We start from the raw sequence: 19,775 nt of genomic DNA on the forward strand, positions 1-19,775 counted from the left end.
GCGCCGGTTCCTCCGCAGTGACCGCGAAGCCGCAGACCCGAGCACGTCGCCTCGCACTCTTCTGATCGGGATTTCCGATCTATCAGGCCGATGCAACAGGATCACCTGGTCCGGCGGGTTTTGCTATGGATGGAGCCTCGGCAGGAGAACCCACGATGCTCACCAAGTCCCCTTTTCGATACGACCTCGCGATCGCCAACCGGCAGCCCTTCCATCGTGGAGGCCCGGCGACGCTGGTCTGCAAGGCGGTCATAGCCGAGACGCATGACACGAAGACGTTCGTTTTCGAGGATAGCCGAAACCGGGGCTTCGATTTCAAGCCCGGCCAGTACGCCACATTCAAGTTCCAGATCGACGGGAAGATCTATCCGAGGGCCTATTCTCTCTCCTCGACGCCGACCCGGCCGCACAATGTCTCCATCACCGTCAAACGTGCCCCCGGTGGTACGGTGTCGAATTGGCTGAACGACACGGTCCGGCCCGGAATGGAGATCGACATCCTCGATATCGGCGGGCGCTTCAACTCCCTGGACATTCCGGCCCGCAAGCCTCTGTTCCTGTCCGGCGGCTCGGGCATCACACCGGTCATGTCGATGCTGCAGTTCATCATCGACACGTCAGATGATGCCGACGTGGCCTTCGTCCATTTCGCCCGTACCCCGAAAGACATCATTTTCCGGGACCAACTGGAATTCATCGCCAGGCGCTTCGCCAACGTCGCGGTGCACCTAGTGGTGGCTGACGATTGCGGCGATTCCGGCTTCACCGGAGCCAGGGGCGAGATCAGCGCTTCGCTCATGCGTGCGTTGGTCTCCGATCTCGACAAGCGTGAAATCTTCATGTGCGGTCCGGAAGGCTTCATGAAAGCCGCCCGCGCCATCGCCCCGGAACTCGGCGTCATCGCGGTTCATGAAGAGAGTTTTGGCGAAAAGGTGGTGGTCGAGGACGAGGGCGATGAGGGCGGCGCGGTCAGCTTTTCGCTTTCGGGGATGACGGGACAGTGCCGGCCGGGAGAGACCGTTCTCGAGGCGGCGCTGAATGCCGGGGTATGGATCAACAGTTCCTGTCAACAGGGCGTGTGCGGCAGTTGCCGGATCAAGATCACCAAGGGCCAGGTCAGCATGAACCACCTGGGCGGAATTTCCGACGACGAGACGGCGGAAGGCTATGCGCTCGCCTGCTGCAGCAGGCCCTTGGGTCCGGTCACGGTGGAGGCCTGAAGCGGCACCTATTGCGAGGCCGTCAGACTTTTAAGCGCCTTGAGCAGCCGGAGATGGGTGTGCGAATGACGGTTCCGCACATGCACAGCCGAGTAGATCGGATGCGAGATGATCGGCGCGTCCTCCACCACCTCCACGATACCTTCCTGCTTGAGCTTTTGCGCGATTGACGCCGTGACGAAGGCGGTGCCCCCGCGGGTTCTGAGAAGCGAGCTGATCGCGCCCCCATGGCCTGTCGAAATCGGGCTCGCATCGAGTTCCGGCAGCATCTGCTTGTGGGCCTGGTCGAAGGCGGCGGAATAGTTCGCCCGGATATAGTCCGAAGATTTGACCTCGGCGAGCGCGATCCGCCGCGTGCTCACCATCAGGAAGCGTTCCTCCGCCACCTGCTCGTAATGCATGTCGGGAAAGTGCTGCGGGGAATAGAGCACCGCGAGGTCGAGGCTCCCGGTCGTCAGGTCCAGGATCATCTGGTTGGAATAATCGATCTCGACATAGATCGCGAGTTTCGGCATTGCCGTGCGCGCCCAGTCGAGCCATTTGGTCAGCAGGTCCTCGTATAGCTCGACATGGACGCCGATCCGGATCAGGCGATCGAATTTTCCCACAGCCTGGATTTCCCGCCGCGCGTCGAGCCATCTGAGCTTCACCGCCCTGGCATGGGCCTCGAACCGGATTCCCGCCGCGGTCGGCTCGGTGCCGCTCTTGTTGCGGACGAACAATTGCTTTTCCAGAAGCCCTTCGAGCGCCCGAATGCGGCTCGACACCGTGGATTGGGTAATGCCCAGCCGCTCCGCCGTCTTGTTGAAGCTGCGGGTTTCGATGAGGTCGAGAAAGGTATCGAGAAGTTCGATCTGCATGGTCGTCGTCGCTTGTTGGTCTCAGTCGCCACCTTGTCCCGAGGGTTCATTCTCCGCAATCCGTCATCGGGTTTTTCGATCAATGTCGGGTCGTCCGTCGCGTAGCCGGAGCGGGACGGACCGTGCATTCTTCTCCCATATTCTTGCATGATCCCGAGGAGGATGGCATTCGATGTTCATAGTCGACACAGACGTTCACAATTACTGGTCAACCGCCGAGGTTCTCCTCCCCTACCTGGAGCCCTATTGGAAGGACTTCCTCGTCCGCGGCGAAAAACCCGGCCCCACCGGCAGCTTCCCGCACGGTCATCGTCCTTTTCTGCATCCCGAAGGCTTCTCGCGCCACGACATCAAGCCGGAGACCGAGGAGGACAACTATCTCGTCATGAAGGAGAAGCACCTCGATCACTACGGCATCGACGTCGCGATCCTGACATCTGACGAACCGCTCGAAGCCTCGACGCTCGCCAATCCCTATTATGCCAACGCCTTGGTAAAAGCCTATAACGATTACATGATCGACTGGTGGCTGCCCAAGGACAGCCGGTTCAAGGGATCGATCGTCATCTCGCCCACCGATCCGCATGGCGCCGCCGCCGAAATCCGCAGGCTCGGCCACCATCCCGATATCGTCCAGGTGCTTGCGAGTCATGGCTCCCAGCGGCCCTATGGCGATCCATTCTACCATCCGATCTTCGAGGCCTGTGCCGAGGTCGGTCTGCCCTTCGCCATTCATCTCGGCGGCCAGGGCGGCGTCAATTACAACGCCGTCGCCAGCGGCTTCACTACCTTCTATTGGGAGACGCATGCGCTGCTGAGCCAGCCCGCGATGACCCATGTCGCCAGCATGATTTCGCACGGCGTGTTTGAAAAATATCCCGGCCTCTACATGGTCGTGATCGAATGCGGCGTCTGTTGGGTGCCGTCGTTGATGTGGCGGCTCGACGCCAATTTCAAAGCGCTGCGGAAGGAGACCCCTTGGCTGAAAATGCTTCCCTCCGAATATTGCCGCAGGAACATCCGCTTCAGCACCCAGCCGCTCGAGCAGCCGGCCAATGTCAAGCACCTCTGGGAGACGCTGGAGCATATGGACGGCCAGAACACGCTGCTCTTCGCCTCCGACTATCCGCACTGGGATTTCGACGCGCCGACCAACCTCCACATTCCCCCGGCTTGGCGCGAGAAGGTCCTCGGCCTGAACGCACTTGAAGTCTACAAGCGCATCAAGGCTCCGGCCTCCATAGGGAGGGCCGCGTGATGTCGGCCGAGACCAGCAAACGGGCATTCGCCTGCAAGGTCGGAGACGTCGGTCCCGCGAGCCCCAAAATCGTCAAGGTCGGCCCGATGAGCATCGGCATTTTCGAGCTCGAGGATGGCTATGCCGCGATGCTCAACGTCTGTCCCCACCGGGCCGGCCAGCTCTGTGAGGGGCCGGTCTGCGGAACGGCGCGCAAAACCGACCGGACCGAGTTCGTCTACGATCGCCCCGGACAGATCGTCCGCTGCGCCTGGCATGGATGGGAGTTCGACATCAAATCGGGCACCTGCCTCGTCGACGAAAAGCTCAAGGCGCGGACCTTTCCCGTCCATGTCGAACACGATGAAATCTATGTCGAGCTCGCGCGCTGACGCGAGCCCCGATCAACGGAGAAGTTATATGCAAACGGTCAAATTTACCCAGATGAAGGACGGCGACGCCGAGGACTATGCCTTCCTCACCACCCACGAGGTCGAATATGCCGCGGGCACGGCCGACCGGCTGTTGGACGCCATGGTCGAGCTCGACACGTCGCTCTCGGGCTACAAGATCACCCGCCTCGGCCATTCGCTTCAGGCGGCAACCCGCGCCTGGAAAGACGGCGCCGACATGGATTGGATTGTCTGCGCTCTGCTGCACGACATCGGGGATATCTACGCCCCGTACAATCACGATGAATATGCGGCCGCCATCCTGCGTCCCTTCGTGCGCGAGCAATGTTCCTGGGTGGTCGAAAAGCATGGCGACTTCCAGCTCCTCTATTATGGCGCGCATGTCGGGGCCAATCCAAACAAGCGCGACGGCTATCGGGACAGCCAGTATTTCGACGACTGCGCGACATTCTGCGAGAAATGGGACCAATCCAGTTTCGACCCCGATTTCGCAACACTGCCGCTGGATTTCTTTGCACCCATGGTGCGCGAAGTGTTTGCGCGCAAAAGCTATGATCCGGACGTCGTGCGGACCGGGCAAAGGCAGGCGCTCTCCGACGCCGCGGTTGCCGCGGTCCGGAGATCACCTGTCAACATGGCTTGACGAAACCATCTCTCCGCCCGGTCTTCCTTCACGCGGCGCTTGCTTGCCCCACCCCTGGGGCAGGCTTCGTGGGTGTTCCGCGCCCGATAGCAGACTTGACTGCGTTCAGGCATGACCGCTTTTGATGGCGCGAAGCTGCCGGGTTCTGGGCCGCTCTTGGCTCCGAAGATCAACCACGTCGCACCGGCCACGTTCCACGCTTCTCAGGCCGATATTCTTCGCGGAAACAGAACCGCCTCGGGTGCCGTTCTTGCCCCGTCCACAATCGGCGGCTCGCGGTAGAGCGCGGGCAGTGGAATTCCAAGTTTCTCGTGCAGTTCAACAGCTGACCTCGGCAGGAAGGGAAGCAGACAACGCGCGACGGTCGCCAGGCCGAAGACCTGTTCGGAAAGCGTTGATCCGAGACGATCGGCGGTCGCTTGCCGGTCTGCGGATGGCAGATCGCCAAGCAGCGCCGCGGCATCCAGCCAGGGTGTAAGCCGTGCAAATTGCCTGTTGGCGTGACCGACAAAGGCGAAGATATCGGAGAGGCCGACATGAAGCTCAAAGGTCTCGAAGGATTTGGCCACTTTTGCAGGAAGCTGTGCCGCCTCGCGGACAAACGCGCTGTCCGGCAGTTGCGGAACGATCCCTCCGAGGGCCGTCGAGAGCAAGACGAGCACCCGGTTGGCAAGGTTCCCGAGCTGTCCCCCGAGTTCTCCTGACCATGCAGCGTCGAGACGCGCTTCCGAAAAATCGCCATCGTCTCCGGAGCGGATGTGGCGGAGCAGGTAGTAGCGGAGCGCATCCGGCGTCTTGTAGGCTTGTATGATGCGGTCTGGATCGATGCCATTGCCCGATGATTTGCCGATTTTCTTCCCGTCCACCGTGACATAGCCATGCACGAGGATCGACGTCGGAAGAGGCAGGCCTGCCGAGAGCAGAATGGCTGGCCAGTAAATGGCGTGGAACTTTGAAATGCCTTTCCCGACCACATGAATGCGCTCGCCCTCCCCCTGCCAGCAACGCCGGAAGAGCTGATCATCCGTGGCATAGCCCAGCCCCGTCAGATAGTTGGCGAGGGCGTCGAACCAGACATAAACGACGTCGTCTCCGTCCGGGACGGGAACGTCCCAGCCCCGGGCGCGCTCGGCGCTGCGTGACACGCTGATATCCGACAATCCGCGCCGCAGAAAGGCGAGTATTTCGTTGCGCCGATGCGCCGGAACGATCCGAAGCTCGCCTGTCTCCACCAGCGCACATATCCGGTCGCCGTAACGCGACAACCGGAAAAACCAGTTCTCCTCTTTCACGCTTTCGAGAGCCGCTCCATGCTCCGGGCATCGCCCATGATCGAGCTCCGATGGCTCGTAGAACTGCTCGCAGCCGACGCAATAGAGGCCCTCGTAAGCCTTGCGATAGAGGTCACCGTTTGCGGCGCATGCCTGCCACAATGCGTGGACGCTGGGCACGTGCCTCGGATCGCGCGAGGTACGCACGAACGCGTCGTTGGAGATATCGAGCTCGTCGCCAAGCCGTTCGAACCTGTCCGCATTGGCATTGACGAAATCTCTGACAGGCAGGCTAGCCGCGTCCGCCGACCTGACATTCTTCAGGCTGTTGTCATCGGTTCCACACTGGAACCGGACGCCATGCCCGAGAAGACGGAAGTGACGCGCATAGGCGTCCGCCTGGACAAGCTCGAGCGCGAATCCCACATGGGGCCGCGCATTGACGTAGGGGATCGAGGTCGTGATGTAGATGTCTGACTTGCTCATCGGCTTCTCCTTTCGAAGGCAAAGTGCCCACGAGGCGGATCGACCCATGAAAAGACCGCCTCGAGGGCGGTCGCTTGGTGCAGTATGGATGCACGAAACCCGCCACGCTATCTGCGCGGCATCATCATCACGGAGGTGTTGATCAGGTTCCTGTCCATGACTTTTGGTAGCATCCAAGGTCGCCTCGATCAAGCTCGCCTTTTCAAACAGGTTTCTGTCCGGCTCTCGGTGCAGGGCTGCCGCAAGATCTTGGTCGCTTTCGGCGCGAACAGGACATTCTCGCATGTTGTTCATTGGCCCGAAGTCAACGGTCGCCTGGAATTATTGGCTCGACCGCGATCCCGGACCGCTCTGTCCCAGCCGCGGTTCCGCCCCGGCCAGCAGCCGCTGAATGTTGGCGCGATGGCGTACGATGACGTACAGGGCTCCGACAACCACCAGCAACCGATAGGCCGGYGGGTGATCGAGGCCGAAGACCAAGGCGACGGCAGTCAAGGCCGCGAGAATCGAGCCAAGCGAGACGATGCGGAAAACTGCCAGCGCAACGCCCCAGACCACCGCGGCGCCCAACCCGACGGGCGGCGACATGGCCAATAAGACGCCGAGTCCCGTGGCTGCGGATTTTCCGCCTGTGAACTTCAGCCAGATCGAACGACCATGCCCCAGCAACACCGCCAGCCCGGACAAGCAAACCGTCCAAGGCACCAGGTTTTGCAGATCGAGATTCTGCGGCGGCGTGAACGCGGGCTGTGCAGAGAGCCAGGGATAATACCAGCGCGCAAAGACGATCGCCGCCGCACCTTTCGACACATCGACCAGCAGCACGAAAAGTGCAGGCCATTTGCCCAGAATGCGCAGCACGTTGGTCGCCCCGGTCGATTTGGAGCCGTGCTCACGGATATCGATGCCGCCAAGCAGCTTGCCGGCCAGGTAGCCGGTCGGCGTGGAGCCGAGGAGATAGGCAATCAGCAGTCCAACCGCACTTGCTATCCAAAACATCATCGCGCTTACTTTTCCCCACGGACCGTCATCGACCTTGCACTCTGCCAGACGCACCCAAGCTTTTTCAAAGTCAAGCGCCTCTGCTTTACCGCAAATTGCTCGCTCTGACGGAGAACTCCAACGGCTTCCCATCATTGAGCGTTGACAACGCCACTCAGTCCGGCCAAGGGAAACCACCTCAACATACCGAACGGTGTCCCATGCTGCCTTTGCACGCGCTTGGCGAGCGCATCGTCGTTCTCGGCCCGTCCAATGCCGGCAAGTCAACCCTGGCGGTCGCCCTTGCCGAAAAACTCGGTTTTCCGGCCGTCCATCTCGATCAGCTTCACCATCTGCCGCATACGGATTGGCAGCAGCGTCCGGAAGCAGAGTTCGCAGCACTCCATGATGCGGCAATTCTGGGTGAGCGATGGGTGATGGAGGGCAATTATTCGCGCCTGATGCCGCAGCGTTTCGCGCGTGCGACCGGCGCCATCCTGATCAGTTCGCACCATTGGCTGCGGTTTTTCCGCTACCTCAAGCGCACGCTCATCAATCGCACGGATCGTGCCGGACATCTCGAAGGCGCCCAGGACAGCATCAAATGGGAGATGGTCCACTGGATCCTGGTGAAGACCCGCAACAGCGGCGTCGAATATGCAAAGATTCTCGAGGATTCCGGCTTGCCGATGATCGAATGCCGCACGGCGGAAGCGCTCGACGACCTTTACCGGGATTGGGATTTGCCGGCGCGCCGGTAGGGAACCCCGGAAATCTTTGGCGACATCGGAAATCGGCGCGAAACGGAAACCTTTCAGCATACAGCCTCGCGGCCATTGCAGGCGGCTGAAGCGGCTGCCGAGGTTCAGCGCTCCATGAACAGAGCGATGAAACTCGGCTTGGACTGGATCGGTCGCGCGTCACTTTTAGCGCAGGGTTCAGAACGCGAAATCCCCGGCGGTCAGGTCGGCCTTGTGCATGTTGTGGATCGTGATCTCATCGCCGCCCAGCAGTTTTACCACGAGATCGTCGCCGGACTGTTTCACCGCGATATCCTTGAAGGAGTCGATGCCCTTATAGGTTTGCAGCACGATTTGGTCGCTGCCGTCCTCGAAATCGGTGATCACGTCCTTGCCGCCACCGGCATGGAAAACGAAATGGTCCGCGTCCGAGCCACCCGTCAGGCGATCCCGGCCATGGCCGCCGTCCAGCCAGTCCGCGCCGCTTGCACCGTCGATCTTGTTGTTGCCGGCATTGCCGTAGAGGAATTCGCCGCCTTGGTTTCCGGTGAGATTGATGTTGCCCTTGCCCATCAGCCGGCCCGATTCGAACTCCTGATCGAGGGTCCAGGAGACGAATGTCTTGACCGTGTCGAAGCCGCCGCCAGCCGACTCCCGGAGATCATAGTCCGCGGATTTGATCACGTAGAGATCGTCATCGCCGCCGCCCTGTATCGCGCCGCTGACATGGCCTCCTTTGTCGATGAAGCGATCTTCGCCCAGTCCCATGTTGATGTTCGACCGGATCTGCCCGAAATTGATGACGCTGTCATCGCCCTGGCCGCTCGATATCGCTGAACTCGAACTGTTGAGCTGCCCCTTGTTAACGAGCGTGGATGTCGACCCGGCATCGCTGTACATGTGTACCGTGCCGTTGATCGTGCCGGAATTCTCCAGCCTGAGATCGGAGCCTTGCAGRGAGACGCCATTCCCGCCCATGGTGGTCAGGACACCCGTATTCTCGAGGGTGATGTGGTCTCCATCCATTTCCACCGCTTGACCCTCACCGGCCGCGACCATGCCGTCGTTGTGGAACAGGCTCCCGTCACCGGCGATCATGAACCCGGCGGACCCGCCGCGCATAAAGCCTGTTGCGCCGATATGGACCTGAATCGCAGGGGCCGGCTGCCCCTGTTGACCATAGCGGAATATCGAATCCTCCGAATAAAGAGCGCCGCCCAACTCAAACGTCAGGCCCTCCGTTGCGTCGAGGTCGAACATGTAGCCGCTGTTAATATATCTGTTCGAAGCGTCATCAAGCACATAGGTCGTATTGGCGGTTGCGGTGGTCATCGGAAGGTCCGAGTAGTCGAGATATTCGGTGGCCACGTCTGTTCTCCGTGTATGAGCCTGCTGTGGACGAACCTCTATTCATCGACTGTTTCGCCGAAACTTCCCCTCGCTGCCTTCTTTGTTTCAATTGTTTCAGAAGGCCCGGCTTCCGGATATCCCGCATCCTCTGCCGCGGCGTTGCTCAACCGGCAAAGTTGGAGTATCTTTCTAGAGGCGGAAGACTCCCGAGGAACGGTGGGCTGCTTGCGCAGGTGAGGCCGACATCAGGCCTCATGTTGTGAGAGGCAGGAGCGGGACCGATCTGAGCCGTCGGGCGCTTTGGACCTTTGTGCGATGGGAGTGCCGGCATGGACTTTCCCGTACCCGACAACGAAGTTGAACGCTTGGCCGCGGTGCGCGCATATAACGTCTACGGCACAGACCCTGAAGCCGGATTCGACGATCTGACCGATCTCGCCGCCTCGATTGCCAATGTACCGATTGCGATCGTCAACATCGTCGGCGACACCAAGATATGGCTGAAATCCCGTCACGGTGTTCCTCCCGATTTGGCGGAAGTCCCTCGCGCCGGCGTCTGCTGCAGCCATGCGGTCTGCCGCAGCGACCTCTTGGTGGTGCCCGACACCATCGCAGACAATCGCTTCAGCTGGATGCCGTTCATCGCAACCGAACCTTTCATCCGCTTTTATGCCGGCATGCCGCTGATAGACTCGGGCGGCCGCGCGCTGGGAACGCTTTGCATCATGGATGTCACGCCGCGCGAACTCGGCTTCGAGGCCGCCGAAGGCATCCGGCGCATCGCGCGCCAAACCACCGCCCAGCTCGAACTGCGCCTGAAGATCGCCGAGCTTGTGCGGTCGCAGCAGGATCTGGCGGCCGAGAAGCAGCGCTCCGATGACCTGCTCCTCAACATCCTGCCCCGCAACATCGCCGCGGAATTGACCGAGAAGGGCTCGGTCGAGCCGCGCCACCATCCGTCCGCGACGATCCTGTTCACCGATTTCGTCGACTTCACCACATCCGCCGCCGAACTCTCTCCGCGGGAATTGGTCGATGACCTCGATATGTACTTTTCGGAGTTCGACAACATTGTCGCGCGGCATGGGCTGGAGAAACTGAAGACCATCGGCGATTCCTATATGTGCATCGGCGGTCTGACGCAGGGCCAGAAGCACCACGCTGTCGGCAGCTGCCTCGCCGCGCTTGAGATCAGGCGCTTCGTGATGGGCTCGAACAAGCGCTGGGTCGCCGCCGGCGAGCGGCCCTGGCACCTGCGCGTCGGCCTGCACAGCGGCAGCGTGATGTCCGGCGTCGTGGGAAAGAAGAAGTTCACCTACGATGTCTGGGGCGACGCGGTGAATATTGCATCGCGAATGGAGAGCACCGACGAAGCCGACCACGTCAACATTTCCGAAAGCACGTATCAACAGGTCAAGCCCTATTTCGACTGCACGGCACGGGGTGCCCTGGAAGTAAAAAACAGGGGCAAAATGACGATGTATTTCCTTGACCGCTTGAAACCGGAATATGCGGCGGACACGGCCGGTGTGGAGGCAAACGAGCGCTTGAAAAGCGCACTGGCCGGGACGTCCGTGCCCTGGTCGCTGCACTGAACACGTCTGGGGCTGGGAATCCTGTCGACTGAAAAATCGCGGGCATTTGCTGAAGAGTGCCGCTTGATGACCGCAGTTGGCGCGAAGCAGCCTGGACGTCCTGACCATTCCTGGCCCATTGCCATCATCGGCTTCGACGTTAAGATGGCAGATGACGGACAACAGAGAATGCAACTTGCGCCAAACCATGACGCTGAACGTCAATCCGTATCTATCTGTTGAACAATGGGCGAAGGTCGGGGACGTCTATCGCAGCATGGATGGCTGGATCGAAGGCACCCAGATGCCCTGCTGGTATGGTTCCGACGAAGACGCCAAGCACATCTGGGCATCGGTCGAACCAGGCGGCCTTGTCTTCGGAGGCAATGTCGAGCCTGATCTTTGGACAGCTTGGATGACTGTCATTTGTGCGAGGCTTACGCTGACACTTGGGACGCCGGTGCACGACGCCACTATGTAAGGACGGCACCGCTCAGCCATGTCTGCAAATGGCGCCAAGCGACGCGGGCAGTCTGACCGCTATTGGCCCATTGCGGACATTGGCCAACCAAGATCATTGCCTTTCTCCGTTTTGATGCGTCTTATGGTGCAGTAGGCTTTCGGCGGAGGTTCCCGATGACCAATTCCTCTTCAGGATTGCGTACGCGTCTGACAGATTTGCTCGGTTGTGATTATCCGATCATCCAGTCCGGTATGGGCGGCCCGGGTCGCTCCGAGCTTTGTGCTGCCGTCAGCGCCGCCGGCGCTTTTGGCTGCATCGGCATGGTGAAGGAGAAGCCGGACCTGATCCATCGCGAGATCGACTCGGTCAGAACCAGAACCAATCGGCCTTTCGGCGTCAACATTGTTCCTTCCGTCACCGACCCACATCTTCTTGAAGAGCAACTCGACGTCTGCTTCTCCGCGCAAGTCAAAGCCATGGTGTTTTTCTGGGATGTGCGACCGGACATGATCGAGCGCGCCCATAAGGCGGGGAGCCTCGTCCTCTATCAGGTCGGGAGCGTCGCCGATGCGATCGCGGCCGAACGAGCGGGTGCTGACGCGATCATTTGCCAGGGGTTCGAAGCCGGCGGGCATGTGCGCGGCAAGGTGACCTCCATGGTGCTGCTTCCGCAAGTGACCGCCGCCGTCTCCGTGCCCGTCGCGGGGGCCGGCGGTTTCGGGTCGGGTGCCAGCCTCGTCGCGGCGCTTGCCCTGGGTGCCGAGGGAATTCACTGCGGAACCGCGTTTCTGGCGACCCACGAATCCTATGCACATGACTATCACAAGCAGCGTGTGATCGATGCCAGTTCGGAGGATGCGATCTATTCCGATGTCTTCGCGATTGGCTGGCCGCCGCAGTCGCCCGTCAGGACGATCGAAAACAGCGTCACCAAAGAGTACGCCGGCAATCTTCTCGGGCATGGGCCTGACGATTTTACGCTCGAGGCGATCGCGGAGGATCAGGGTGAGCCAGTCTACCGCTACAGCACGTATTCGCCGCTCAAGAACATGACGGGAGACATGGAAGCGTTGGCGCTCTATGCCGGCCAGGTCGGCGGTGCGATCAAGGAGATTCGTCCGGCGGGTGACGTTGTGCGCGACATGATCGACGAAGCTGGACGCGTGCTCACCCGCTTGCATTCGCTGGGATAGTGCGCGAGGCCAGGCCTATCGAACCCGGCCATGCCGCGATTGGCAACACCTGTGGTGGTTTTGGCGCGCGGYCATGTGGAGCCGTCGCTCTGCGACGATGTCTGCTCATGGCGCAAAGCGGCTCGGACGATCTCGGCCGCTCTTGATGCTAAGCGGTCATGCTTGCCACTGCATGCCGGCGCGTCTAATCGTTCAGCATGCCAACGGAACCGGCTCTTGAAGACTGGAATTACCAATCATTTGTAACCGTGCAAGCCATGCTCGGTATGGTGTCTCCGAATTTTCGCAGAGTCACTTTGGATCACGATGGCAGAGAGTGGGTCATCATATTCGATCTGGAACGCGAGGACGCTGAGGACCGAGAGGAAATCGAAGACTTCGCATACGAATGGGACGCCCTGCAAAGCGGCCCGGAACCGCGCAGCATTCGGATTGTAATTACGTCTGAAGACCTCATGCATCCGACATCGCCGACGCGGGTTTTGTACCGGCGTCGAGAACGAGATGCGGCCTCCGGCTGACTGTCAGCAATCCGCGCAACGGCATTCCCAAGTTTGTTTCTTGGGCAAAGCGCTCCCTCATCCCCCACCAACAACCTTGTCATCCCCCTGCCGAATCGTAATAGTGCCACTGGACACAAGAATTCGGTTCCCATGACGGACATCCTGCACGCCACGCCGGGCAATCCCCTGCCATCAAGCTTTTTCGCCGGTTATTTCAAAGCCTTCGATGGCCGCAAGCTGCGCTATGCCGTGTTCCGCTCGGGCTCCCAGGTGCCCAAGGGCACGATCATACTGCTGCAGGGCCGCAATGAATCGATCGAGAAATATTTCGAGACGATCAACGATCTCACCGCCATGGGGCTCTGGGTCGCAACCTTCGACTGGCGCGGCCAGGGTGGCTCGGCACGGCTCCTTAAAGATTCGCGCCGCGGCCATGTGCGCCGCTTCTCCGATCTCGAACGCGACCTCGACACCTTCATCGAAACCGTGGTCCTGCCCGATGCCAAGCTGCCCTTCTTCATCATCGCCCATTCCATGGGTGCGCTGGTGGCGATGAAATCGGCGCCGCGGCTTGCCAATCGCATCGAGCGCATGGTGCTGACAGCGCCCTTCGTCGGCGGCAAGGGCTATGGCGTGCCGCTCTGGCTGCTCAAATTCCTCGCCAATGCCGCTACGCTCACTGGCTTCGGCTGGGCGCAATTCATCAAGGATACGCTGCGCGACCGGAAATTCGACGGCAACAATCTCACCTCCGACCGCGTCCGCTTCGAGCGCAACCAGACGATCGTCAAGCAGTTTCCCGAACTCGGCCTCGGCCCGCCCACGGCGCGCTGGATCGCCGTGATGATGGACATGATCGAGCGGGTGGTGACGATGGATTTCCTGCGCAAGATCGAAATCCCCTGTCTCGTGCTGGCGCCATCCAACGACGAGGTCGTGCCCTATTACTATTTCGAGCAATTGTCGCGGATCTTCCGCGCGGGCAAGCTGATCACCATTTCCGGCGCCAAGCACGAACTGTTCAACGAGCGCGACGTTTTTCGCGCCCAGACGCTAGGTGCCATCGAGGCGTTCATTCCGGGCTCGGATGCGGAGCCGATGGTGTTTACGGGGGATTGAGAGGCCCGCAGAAAGGCGAAGCGGTTCTTGGAGAAAACACAATGAATATCGATGCACATCTCGTCAAAGCCATCGTCGATATGGCCGTGTTCCTTGAATACAGTGCCGCCGAGCTTCTCGATGAAGACGCGGCCGTCGAAGCGATGGAACAGCTCGCGGCTGAGCTACGACAGATGACAGAAGGTGACCAGCAGCAACTGGCAAAGCAGATTGTCGGATTGTCCATCGCTTATGAGCAGCCACAGCGCGTGTTCGTAGAAGGTCTTCCCGAAGCTTTTGGGCTTGCATAGTCCGTCAAGGAGCACTTCACCAGACAGAATTCGGCCCTTGTAAGCTCGGATGCACAGCCGATGGTGTCTATGGGAATTGAGAGGTTGCCGAAAGCCGAAAGCGTTGACGCTTAAATGCTTACCCATATTTTGCGTACCGGATTTCCAAGGCTTTCCGCGATACGCTGGTCCTGTTCCTCTGACGTATCGCCAATGTTGGGGTTATGCGCCTCCAGTGCAAAGCGACCAAATCCGACTGGCCAGATATAGCGCAAGTCGTTCAAAGAAACGATGGCGTCGCAGCAAGGAGTCTTGACGCTAAGGTTTTTGAACTCATCGGCAAAGGCAGTGTCCATAGCCTCTGCCCACCAGTCCTCAGCGTCTGCACCGCAAGCACTGCATTCCACTCCAGACCAGTTTTCACCGGAATCGTAAAACACAACCTTGTCTTCGAAGATCGGCTGCACATCTTCCGCCTCTGGGGCAATCGCCGCCAACACGGAAACCGCCTTCGCTGCATCCTCCGGAGATGGTTGCCAGAATGGATCGGCTGGAATGTATCGCAGAATATAGTGGCCCATCATTGCTCTCTTCATTAAGATTGCACAATGGAGCATGCCCTCCGAAAGTGGCAACCGGTTTCGGAATAGACGTACTCGCGAGCGCCAAAACGCCGGGATCACCCGTTTAGCAACTCCAGCACCTCCGCATGCRGTTCAGGCGTCGCCGCCGCCACGATATAACCGCCCATTTCCGGCCGGCCGCCGTCCCAGCCGGTCATGACGCCGCCGGCTTGTTCGACCACGGGGATGATGCCGCCGACATCGTAAGGTTTCAGCGAATTCTCCACCACCAGGTCGACATGGCCGGCCGCCAGCAGCGCATAGGCATAACAATCGGTGCCGTAGCGAAAAAGCCTCGACCGGCTCTCGACGCTACGATAGCGCCGGTCGTCCTCGTCCTTGAACAGATGCGGCGACGTGGTGAACATGATCGCGTCGGTGACGGTTCTGCAGGTCGAAGTCTGCAGCACCCGATCGCCGCCCGGGCCGCGATAGTGCGAGCGCTCGCCATCGGCGAAATAGCGCTCGCCGGTAAACGGCTGGTCGATCAGTCCCATCCGCGCCCTACCCTCCTGCCAGAGGCCGATCAGCGTGCCCCAGACCGGCACGCCGGAAATGAAGGCACGCGTGCCGTCGATCGGATCGATCACCCAGACGAATTCCCGATCGAGCCCGACCGACCCATGCTCCTCGCCCAGAATGCCGTGATCCGGAAAGGACGCTTCGATCAGCGAGCGGATCGCCGTTTCCGCCGCCTGGTCGCCTTCGGTCACCGGATCGTAATATTGCCCGCCCTTGTCCACCACCCGGAGGCCTGAACGGAAGCGCGGCAACGTCTCAGCCTTCGCCGCATCGGCGAGCCTGTCGAAAAAAGCACGGTCTGGCAGCATGGAGTGACCCTATCTCTCAAAAACAATCCTGTCATACGAGACCGGTCCGATCATTTTCAAGACAGGTACGGCCATTCGGCTGGCGAAAATTTCGCCCATCGCACAAAAAAAGTACAGATATTCCAATATGCTATTTTTTAGGCGGTTTATTTCGTCATTCCGCTTGACTATTCCGCAATGCAGCAGTAACTTTTTCCTTACAGTCCTTACCGGCTGTAAATGCCCTCCTTGGGTGTTTCCTCCCTAGACTTGACCGCGCTTTTGAGCGCGGTTCTTTTTTGGCTGGTGCATATCTCATGAACGCCGCCGGTCTTTGGTCAAGGATGTGCGCAAGCGCTTGGCGGCGTTTTTACGGAAGCAGCAGCTCTATTCTGCCGCGAAGGGCAGGCTTTCGCCGCCGGCACCGATTTCCGCCGCAAAACTTTCGAGAAAGTGCTGCACGGCCAGCACCACCCGCATGAAGTCGGATTTCTTCTTCAGCGTCGTCTCGTCGATATAGAGCGAGCGGTTGATCTCGATCTGCAGCGCATGCAGGTTGCGCGCCGGCCGGCCGTAATGCTCGGTGATGAAGCCGCCGGCATAGGGCTTGTTGCGCACCGCGGCAAAACCCATATCCTCCAGCAGCCGCAGCGCCAGGCGCGACAGATCGGATGAAGCCGAGGTGCCGTAGCGGTCGCCGATGATGAAATCCGGCCGGATGCCGCTGCCGGAAAGCCGGATATTGCCGGGCATGGAATGGCAATCGATCAGCACCGCCCGGCCGAACTGCGCATGCGTGCGGGCAATCAGCCTCCTCAGCGCCGCATGATAGGGCTTGTAGATCTGCTCGACGCGCTGCAAGGCCTCATCGACCGGCAGCTTCTGCTTATAGATCTCCATGTTCTCCGCCACGATGCGCGGCACCGTGCCGAGCCCGCCGGCGACGCGGATCGAACTGGTATTGGCAAACGGCGGCAGCAGGCCGTCGAACATTTTCGGGTCGAGCTCATAGGGCTCGCGGTTGACGTCGACATAGGCGCGCGGGAAATTGGCACAGAGCATCGGCGCGCCGAGCCCTACCCCGGAAGAGAACAGCTCATCGACGAAAAAATCTTCCGAACGACGGATGCCGCTCTGGTCGAGTCGGGAATTCTCGACAAAGATGCGCGGATAGATGCGGCCGCTATGAGGGGAATTGAGAACCAGAGGGATATGCTGCTGTGGCGGCTCCCAGATGTCGAACAGTTCCCCTTCCCTGAAATCCCAGACCATCCGGCTCCCCGGGCTCTACCCGCGACATATCGTTGATTTGCCATGTTGCCAGTAGCCGGAGCGCAAGTCCAGAGTCTTGAATGCCCCACCCGCGTCAATTCCAAAGCGCGTCGCCTGTTTTTGAATTCGAGTGACGCGCTTTATCTCTTTTATCTTGCGCATGTCGTCGTTCCGAAACCGCAAACCACTTTCTGGCGGCATGCTTTTTATTTTGCGCATGCCGTTATCCCGAAACCGGAAACCACTTTCGGGCGGCATGCGCTGGCACCGGTGAACGCCCGCTCGACAAGCGCGGCAGTCCGGCGTAAAGCATGTTAATCGATAATTCGGCCCGGCAAATTGACATTTGTCCGGGATCGGCGAATGGATTCACTGGATTTTTACCCCGGCATCCGTACATTCGCTGGAAACCTCCTTCTGGTCCACACAGGTCACGACGTAAAGATGAGTCAAAAAATACTTCTCGCCGAAGACGATAACGACATGCGCCGTTTTCTGGTCAAGGCGCTGGAAAAGGCCGGTTACAAGGTCATCTCCTATGACAATGGCGCCAGCGCCTATGACCGCTTGCGTGAGGAGCYGTTCTCGCTGCTCCTCACCGACATCGTCATGCCGGAAATGGACGGCATCGAGCTGGCGCGCCGCGCCACCGAGCTCGATCCCGACCTCAAGGTGATGTTCATCACCGGATTCGCCGCCGTGGCGCTGAACCCCGATTCGCAGGCGCCGAAGGATGCCAAGGTGCTGTCCAAGCCCTTCCACCTGCGCGACCTCGTCGACGAGGTCAACAAGATGCTGGCTGCCGCCTGACCGCAGCCCTGGCAAGGCGCTGCAATCCAGCGCCTGTCGCAAAGTTTTCACAGAAGCCCAAAAAAGCTGTTGACCGCTCCAGGCTTCTGTGGGATATGCGCCGCCATCGGATGGGCGTGTAGCTCAGCGGGAGAGCACTACGTTGACATCGTAGGGGTCACAAGTTCGATCCTTGTCACGCCCACCATCCTTTTCAAGGGCTTAGCGAGAAATCGCTGAGCCCTTTATCGCCTTTGTCGCGGAATGCACGAAAAATTCCTTGTCATAAATCTGCAAATTGGCGCGTGGCAGAAGCACTTCCAAATCGCAACTCAATGCAACGAGTGCACCTTCAGGATTGGAAGTTTTGAATTGGCCTGCCATTCGAGAATTCGTTCGTAAACGCCCATCGATCTAAAATCAGTCTCAGATAAGGCAAGGCGGAGATGACGCTCAACTTCATCCCCGGTAGTTTGAGGATGCTTTCGCTTTGCAATACACAGCCGCAAGCAAGCGCCAAGTGCTTCTGCGAAATCATGACCATTGGTGGCTTGCCAAATCTCAGCTGACTTCTCTGCATCCACTATCCCCAGAAACGCATCAATTTGCTCGCGACCTGGATTGGATTTCTTGAGAATGATGTAGGCTAATCTCTCAGCGTTTATTTGAAAGCCATCGAAGGCCGGCAACCAGTTGACATCTGGAAATTTGACGTTAATCAGACCTTTAGCGTTCGCTAATTTCGCAGCCGATAAGGGGCGTAGGCCATCGGCAATTTGTTTTGAAACCGCGTCAAAGCCACCAACTTTTTCACACAAATCCTCCTCAGCCACCTCTCGCAAATACCGCGAGAATACGTCTGTCCGGATTACGTCTATCTCGAAATCGTGATTCTCCGAATAGATGAGGTTATCCAGGTCCGCGATAACGCCGGTCAATCTATCGAAATCGGCGTCGGCTAAGGCAACAAAGCCGTGAAATTTGGCCTCATTCAGCTTCTTGACACTGCCAAGCAGCTTCGCCCTACCCCAGCAGTTCACCATCGAGACAGCAGGCAAGTCCGTGAACTGCTCAAATCGCCTTATATCGGTCACACCCTCGACCAACATGAAGGCACCAGCAAACGATTGTCTTTCCATACGGATTTCAGCAACTATATCATCCGCGTCCATTAAATGCCCGATGGAAATCATGCTACGGAACCAGTCCAGTCCGGCGTTACATCGCCTTCGAATACGTCGCCTAACTCAACTACCAAATCCGCCCATCGACCGATCAGTTGCGGAGAATGCGTCGCTAACACCACGTCAAACCTGTTGAGGTCGATGATACTCATAAGGTCGGAGATAAACTTCTTCTGCCACGATACGTGAAGTGATATTTCCGGTTCATCGATTAAGATCAGCGAGTTCTTTTGCGTCTCGAATAGAAGCTCAAAAAATAGTACCAGCTGATGTTGCTCACCCGACGACAGCGTCTCAATCGGGACTTCACGATCGCTATAAAGCACGTTAAGGCCCTTTTGCTTACTTACTTTTACGTCTTTTCTTCCAAATCGAGCATCTATTAACTTCTTAAATAACGCAATACGCTCATATATATTATCGAGACTATCGAGTTTTTTCTTATTATCTTCAATATAAACACTTAAAACCCTGGCAATCGCAGGATCAAGCTTTCTACTCGGCAAAGCCATTGGGACATCTTGTTCACTGTCCAAAATCCCAACATCCATCAATTCTTTTCGCTTTTCATCCAGCACAAGCAATTGCTTCTCAATCTCTTCTTGTGGAAGCTGTTGTGAAGCGGATTGAACCGCGCCGGATTTGCCGGAGACCCCAACTCGTGAGAAGTAGGGTCTATGACAAGCAAGACGACGAACAAATTTTCCCCTGAAGTCCGCGCCCGCGCCGTTCGAATGGTGTCGGAACATGAGGCCGAACATTCTTCGCGATGGGCG

At 58.8% G+C, this 19,775-nt stretch carries 21 protein-coding genes, 1 tRNA gene and 1 pseudogene; 13 read left to right on the top strand and 10 right to left on the bottom strand.

The window, feature by feature from the left end; translation table 11 throughout:
• Positions 1-155 precede the first annotated feature (155 nt).
• Positions 156-1,220, top strand: a complete 1,065-nt coding sequence (locus AC1DYF_RS18235) for an FAD-binding oxidoreductase (protein WP_477878162.1) — start codon at positions 156-158, stop codon at positions 1,218-1,220.
• Between the two features lie 8 nt (positions 1,221-1,228).
• Here the strand turns inward: AC1DYF_RS18235 and AC1DYF_RS18240 are convergent, their stop codons facing one another.
• Positions 1,229-2,080, bottom strand: a complete 852-nt coding sequence (locus tag AC1DYF_RS18240) for a LysR family transcriptional regulator (protein WP_477878163.1) — start codon at positions 2,078-2,080, stop codon at positions 1,229-1,231.
• A gap of 172 nt (positions 2,081-2,252) precedes the next feature.
• On the opposite strand from AC1DYF_RS18240, the gene AC1DYF_RS18245 reads away from it, so the two are divergent.
• From AC1DYF_RS18245 to AC1DYF_RS18255, 3 genes are read left to right on the top strand one after another with little or no spacing between them, the layout of a single operon-like run.
• A complete protein-coding gene (locus AC1DYF_RS18245; RefSeq protein WP_477878164.1) occupies positions 2,253-3,338 on the top strand; it encodes an amidohydrolase family protein in 1,086 nt (361 codons plus the stop codon).
• Positions 3,338-3,709, top strand: coding sequence for a Rieske (2Fe-2S) protein (locus AC1DYF_RS18250; RefSeq protein WP_477878165.1), 372 nt, complete (start codon positions 3,338-3,340; stop codon positions 3,707-3,709). The genes AC1DYF_RS18245 and AC1DYF_RS18250 overlap by 1 nt, the downstream gene beginning before the upstream one ends.
• Before the next feature lie 28 nt (positions 3,710-3,737).
• A complete protein-coding gene (locus AC1DYF_RS18255) occupies positions 3,738-4,373 on the top strand; it encodes an HD domain-containing protein (protein WP_477878166.1) in 636 nt (211 codons plus the stop codon).
• 203 nt (positions 4,374-4,576) lie between these two features.
• Here AC1DYF_RS18255 and AC1DYF_RS18260 read toward each other — a convergent pair whose 3' ends face one another.
• The gene (locus AC1DYF_RS18260; protein WP_477878183.1) at positions 4,577-6,130 is read right to left on the bottom strand and encodes a methionine--tRNA ligase; all 1,554 of its coding nucleotides are present in this window, start codon (positions 6,128-6,130) and stop codon (positions 4,577-4,579) included.
• Between the two features lie 321 nt (positions 6,131-6,451).
• Entirely contained in the window at positions 6,452-7,132 is a 681-nt protein-coding gene (gene plsY / locus AC1DYF_RS18265) for a glycerol-3-phosphate 1-O-acyltransferase PlsY (RefSeq protein WP_477878184.1), read from the bottom strand.
• 200 nt (positions 7,133-7,332) lie between these two features.
• Between plsY and AC1DYF_RS18270 the strand changes: the two genes are divergently transcribed.
• Positions 7,333-7,872 (top strand): P-loop NTPase family protein, encoded by a 540-nt coding sequence (locus AC1DYF_RS18270; RefSeq protein WP_477878167.1) that lies wholly within the window; start codon positions 7,333-7,335, stop codon positions 7,870-7,872.
• 177 nt (positions 7,873-8,049) lie between these two features.
• Here the strand turns inward: AC1DYF_RS18270 and AC1DYF_RS18275 are convergent, their stop codons facing one another.
• Entirely contained in the window at positions 8,050-9,219 is a 1,170-nt protein-coding gene (locus AC1DYF_RS18275) for a calcium-binding protein (protein WP_477878168.1), read from the bottom strand.
• Positions 9,220-9,530: 311 nt separating this feature from the next.
• Here AC1DYF_RS18275 and AC1DYF_RS18280 point away from each other — a divergent pair, with 311 nt between their 5' ends.
• The 6 genes from AC1DYF_RS18280 to AC1DYF_RS18305 all read left to right on the top strand — a co-directional run bounded on the left by AC1DYF_RS18280 (position 9,531) and on the right by AC1DYF_RS18305 (position 14,343).
• Positions 9,531-10,796: an adenylate/guanylate cyclase domain-containing protein gene (locus tag AC1DYF_RS18280; protein WP_477878169.1), complete on the top strand. Its 1,266-nt coding sequence runs from the start codon at positions 9,531-9,533 to the stop codon at positions 10,794-10,796.
• 151 nt (positions 10,797-10,947) lie between these two features.
• Positions 10,948-11,256, top strand: a complete 309-nt coding sequence (locus AC1DYF_RS18285) for a hypothetical protein (protein WP_477878170.1) — start codon at positions 10,948-10,950, stop codon at positions 11,254-11,256.
• A 155-nt stretch (positions 11,257-11,411) separates the two neighbouring features.
• The gene (locus AC1DYF_RS18290) at positions 11,412-12,431 is read left to right on the top strand and encodes an NAD(P)H-dependent flavin oxidoreductase (protein ID WP_477878171.1); all 1,020 of its coding nucleotides are present in this window, start codon (positions 11,412-11,414) and stop codon (positions 12,429-12,431) included.
• 257 nt (positions 12,432-12,688) lie between these two features.
• Positions 12,689-12,952 carry a MafI2 family immunity protein gene (locus AC1DYF_RS18295; protein ID WP_477878185.1) on the top strand — a complete coding sequence of 88 codons (264 nt, stop codon included), beginning with the start codon at positions 12,689-12,691 and terminating at the stop codon, positions 12,950-12,952.
• 132 nt (positions 12,953-13,084) lie between these two features.
• Positions 13,085-14,053: an alpha/beta fold hydrolase gene (locus AC1DYF_RS18300; protein ID WP_477878172.1), complete on the top strand. Its 969-nt coding sequence runs from the start codon at positions 13,085-13,087 to the stop codon at positions 14,051-14,053.
• A gap of 41 nt (positions 14,054-14,094) precedes the next feature.
• Positions 14,095-14,343 carry a hypothetical protein gene (locus AC1DYF_RS18305; RefSeq protein ID WP_477878173.1) on the top strand — a complete coding sequence of 83 codons (249 nt, stop codon included), beginning with the start codon at positions 14,095-14,097 and terminating at the stop codon, positions 14,341-14,343.
• A gap of 110 nt (positions 14,344-14,453) precedes the next feature.
• Here AC1DYF_RS18305 and AC1DYF_RS18310 read toward each other — a convergent pair whose 3' ends face one another.
• The 4 genes from AC1DYF_RS18310 to AC1DYF_RS18325 form a co-directional block, all read right to left on the bottom strand.
• Entirely contained in the window at positions 14,454-14,906 is a 453-nt protein-coding gene (locus tag AC1DYF_RS18310; protein WP_477878174.1) for a hypothetical protein, read from the bottom strand.
• A gap of 95 nt (positions 14,907-15,001) precedes the next feature.
• On the bottom strand, positions 15,002-15,775 hold the full coding sequence (hisN, locus tag AC1DYF_RS18315; RefSeq protein ID WP_477878175.1) for a histidinol-phosphatase: 774 nt from the start codon (positions 15,773-15,775) through the stop codon (positions 15,002-15,004).
• A gap of 366 nt (positions 15,776-16,141) precedes the next feature.
• Positions 16,142-17,026 carry an N-formylglutamate amidohydrolase gene (locus AC1DYF_RS18320; RefSeq protein ID WP_477878176.1) on the bottom strand — a complete coding sequence of 295 codons (885 nt, stop codon included), beginning with the start codon at positions 17,024-17,026 and terminating at the stop codon, positions 16,142-16,144.
• Between the two features lie 15 nt (positions 17,027-17,041).
• Complete coding sequence (locus AC1DYF_RS18325; RefSeq protein ID WP_477878177.1) at positions 17,042-17,245, bottom strand: hypothetical protein; 204 nt, start codon at positions 17,243-17,245, stop codon at positions 17,042-17,044.
• Between the two features lie 225 nt (positions 17,246-17,470).
• Between AC1DYF_RS18325 and cpdR1 the strand changes: the two genes are divergently transcribed.
• Positions 17,471-17,836, top strand: coding sequence for a response regulator CpdR1 (gene cpdR1 / locus AC1DYF_RS18330; RefSeq protein WP_477878178.1), 366 nt, complete (start codon positions 17,471-17,473; stop codon positions 17,834-17,836).
• 112 nt (positions 17,837-17,948) lie between these two features.
• Positions 17,949-18,023: transfer RNA gene (locus AC1DYF_RS18335), tRNA-Val, on the top strand.
• Positions 18,024-18,147: 124 nt separating this feature from the next.
• On the opposite strand, the gene AC1DYF_RS18340 is transcribed toward AC1DYF_RS18335, so the two are convergent.
• Both AC1DYF_RS18340 and AC1DYF_RS18345 read right to left on the bottom strand, forming a co-directional pair.
• Positions 18,148-19,008, bottom strand: coding sequence for a hypothetical protein (locus tag AC1DYF_RS18340; RefSeq protein WP_477878179.1), 861 nt, complete (start codon positions 19,006-19,008; stop codon positions 18,148-18,150).
• A pseudogene (locus AC1DYF_RS18345) lies at positions 19,005-19,604 on the bottom strand (AAA family ATPase); the annotation flags it as partial. The pseudogene AC1DYF_RS18345 and the gene AC1DYF_RS18340, both read right to left, overlap by 4 nt.
• Between the last annotated feature and the right edge of the window lie 171 nt (positions 19,605-19,775).

Source organism: Rhizobium sp. P2_G9 (genome assembly GCF_056403475.1).

Excerpts from the sequence above, each read along its gene's own strand:
- AC1DYF_RS18240 (WP_477878163.1), bottom strand. The coding sequence starts at position 2,080 with ATGCAGATCGAACTTCTCGATACCTTTCTCGACCTCATCGAAACCCGC.
- AC1DYF_RS18285 (WP_477878170.1), top strand. The coding sequence starts at position 10,948 with ATGACGGACAACAGAGAATGCAACTTGCGCCAAACCATGACGCTGAAC.
- AC1DYF_RS18295 (WP_477878185.1), top strand. The coding sequence starts at position 12,689 with ATGCTCGGTATGGTGTCTCCGAATTTTCGCAGAGTCACTTTGGATCAC.
- AC1DYF_RS18245 (WP_477878164.1), top strand. The coding sequence starts at position 2,253 with ATGTTCATAGTCGACACAGACGTTCACAATTACTGGTCAACCGCCGAG.
- AC1DYF_RS18300 (WP_477878172.1), top strand. The coding sequence starts at position 13,085 with ATGACGGACATCCTGCACGCCACGCCGGGCAATCCCCTGCCATCAAGC.
- AC1DYF_RS18255 (WP_477878166.1), top strand. The coding sequence starts at position 3,738 with ATGCAAACGGTCAAATTTACCCAGATGAAGGACGGCGACGCCGAGGAC.
- AC1DYF_RS18250 (WP_477878165.1), top strand. The coding sequence starts at position 3,338 with ATGTCGGCCGAGACCAGCAAACGGGCATTCGCCTGCAAGGTCGGAGAC.
- AC1DYF_RS18270 (WP_477878167.1), top strand. The coding sequence starts at position 7,333 with ATGCTGCCTTTGCACGCGCTTGGCGAGCGCATCGTCGTTCTCGGCCCG.
- AC1DYF_RS18260 (WP_477878183.1), bottom strand. The coding sequence starts at position 6,130 with ATGAGCAAGTCAGACATCTACATCACGACCTCGATCCCCTACGTCAAT.
- AC1DYF_RS18235 (WP_477878162.1), top strand. The coding sequence starts at position 156 with ATGCTCACCAAGTCCCCTTTTCGATACGACCTCGCGATCGCCAACCGG.
- AC1DYF_RS18290 (WP_477878171.1), top strand. The coding sequence starts at position 11,412 with ATGACCAATTCCTCTTCAGGATTGCGTACGCGTCTGACAGATTTGCTC.
- AC1DYF_RS18325 (WP_477878177.1), bottom strand. The coding sequence starts at position 17,245 with ATGCGCAAAATAAAAAGCATGCCGCCAGAAAGTGGTTTGCGGTTTCGG.
- AC1DYF_RS18320 (WP_477878176.1), bottom strand. The coding sequence starts at position 17,026 with ATGGTCTGGGATTTCAGGGAAGGGGAACTGTTCGACATCTGGGAGCCG.
- AC1DYF_RS18340 (WP_477878179.1), bottom strand. The coding sequence starts at position 19,008 with ATGATTTCCATCGGGCATTTAATGGACGCGGATGATATAGTTGCTGAA.
- AC1DYF_RS18305 (WP_477878173.1), top strand. The coding sequence starts at position 14,095 with ATGAATATCGATGCACATCTCGTCAAAGCCATCGTCGATATGGCCGTG.
- AC1DYF_RS18280 (WP_477878169.1), top strand. The coding sequence starts at position 9,531 with ATGGACTTTCCCGTACCCGACAACGAAGTTGAACGCTTGGCCGCGGTG.
- AC1DYF_RS18310 (WP_477878174.1), bottom strand. The coding sequence starts at position 14,906 with ATGATGGGCCACTATATTCTGCGATACATTCCAGCCGATCCATTCTGG.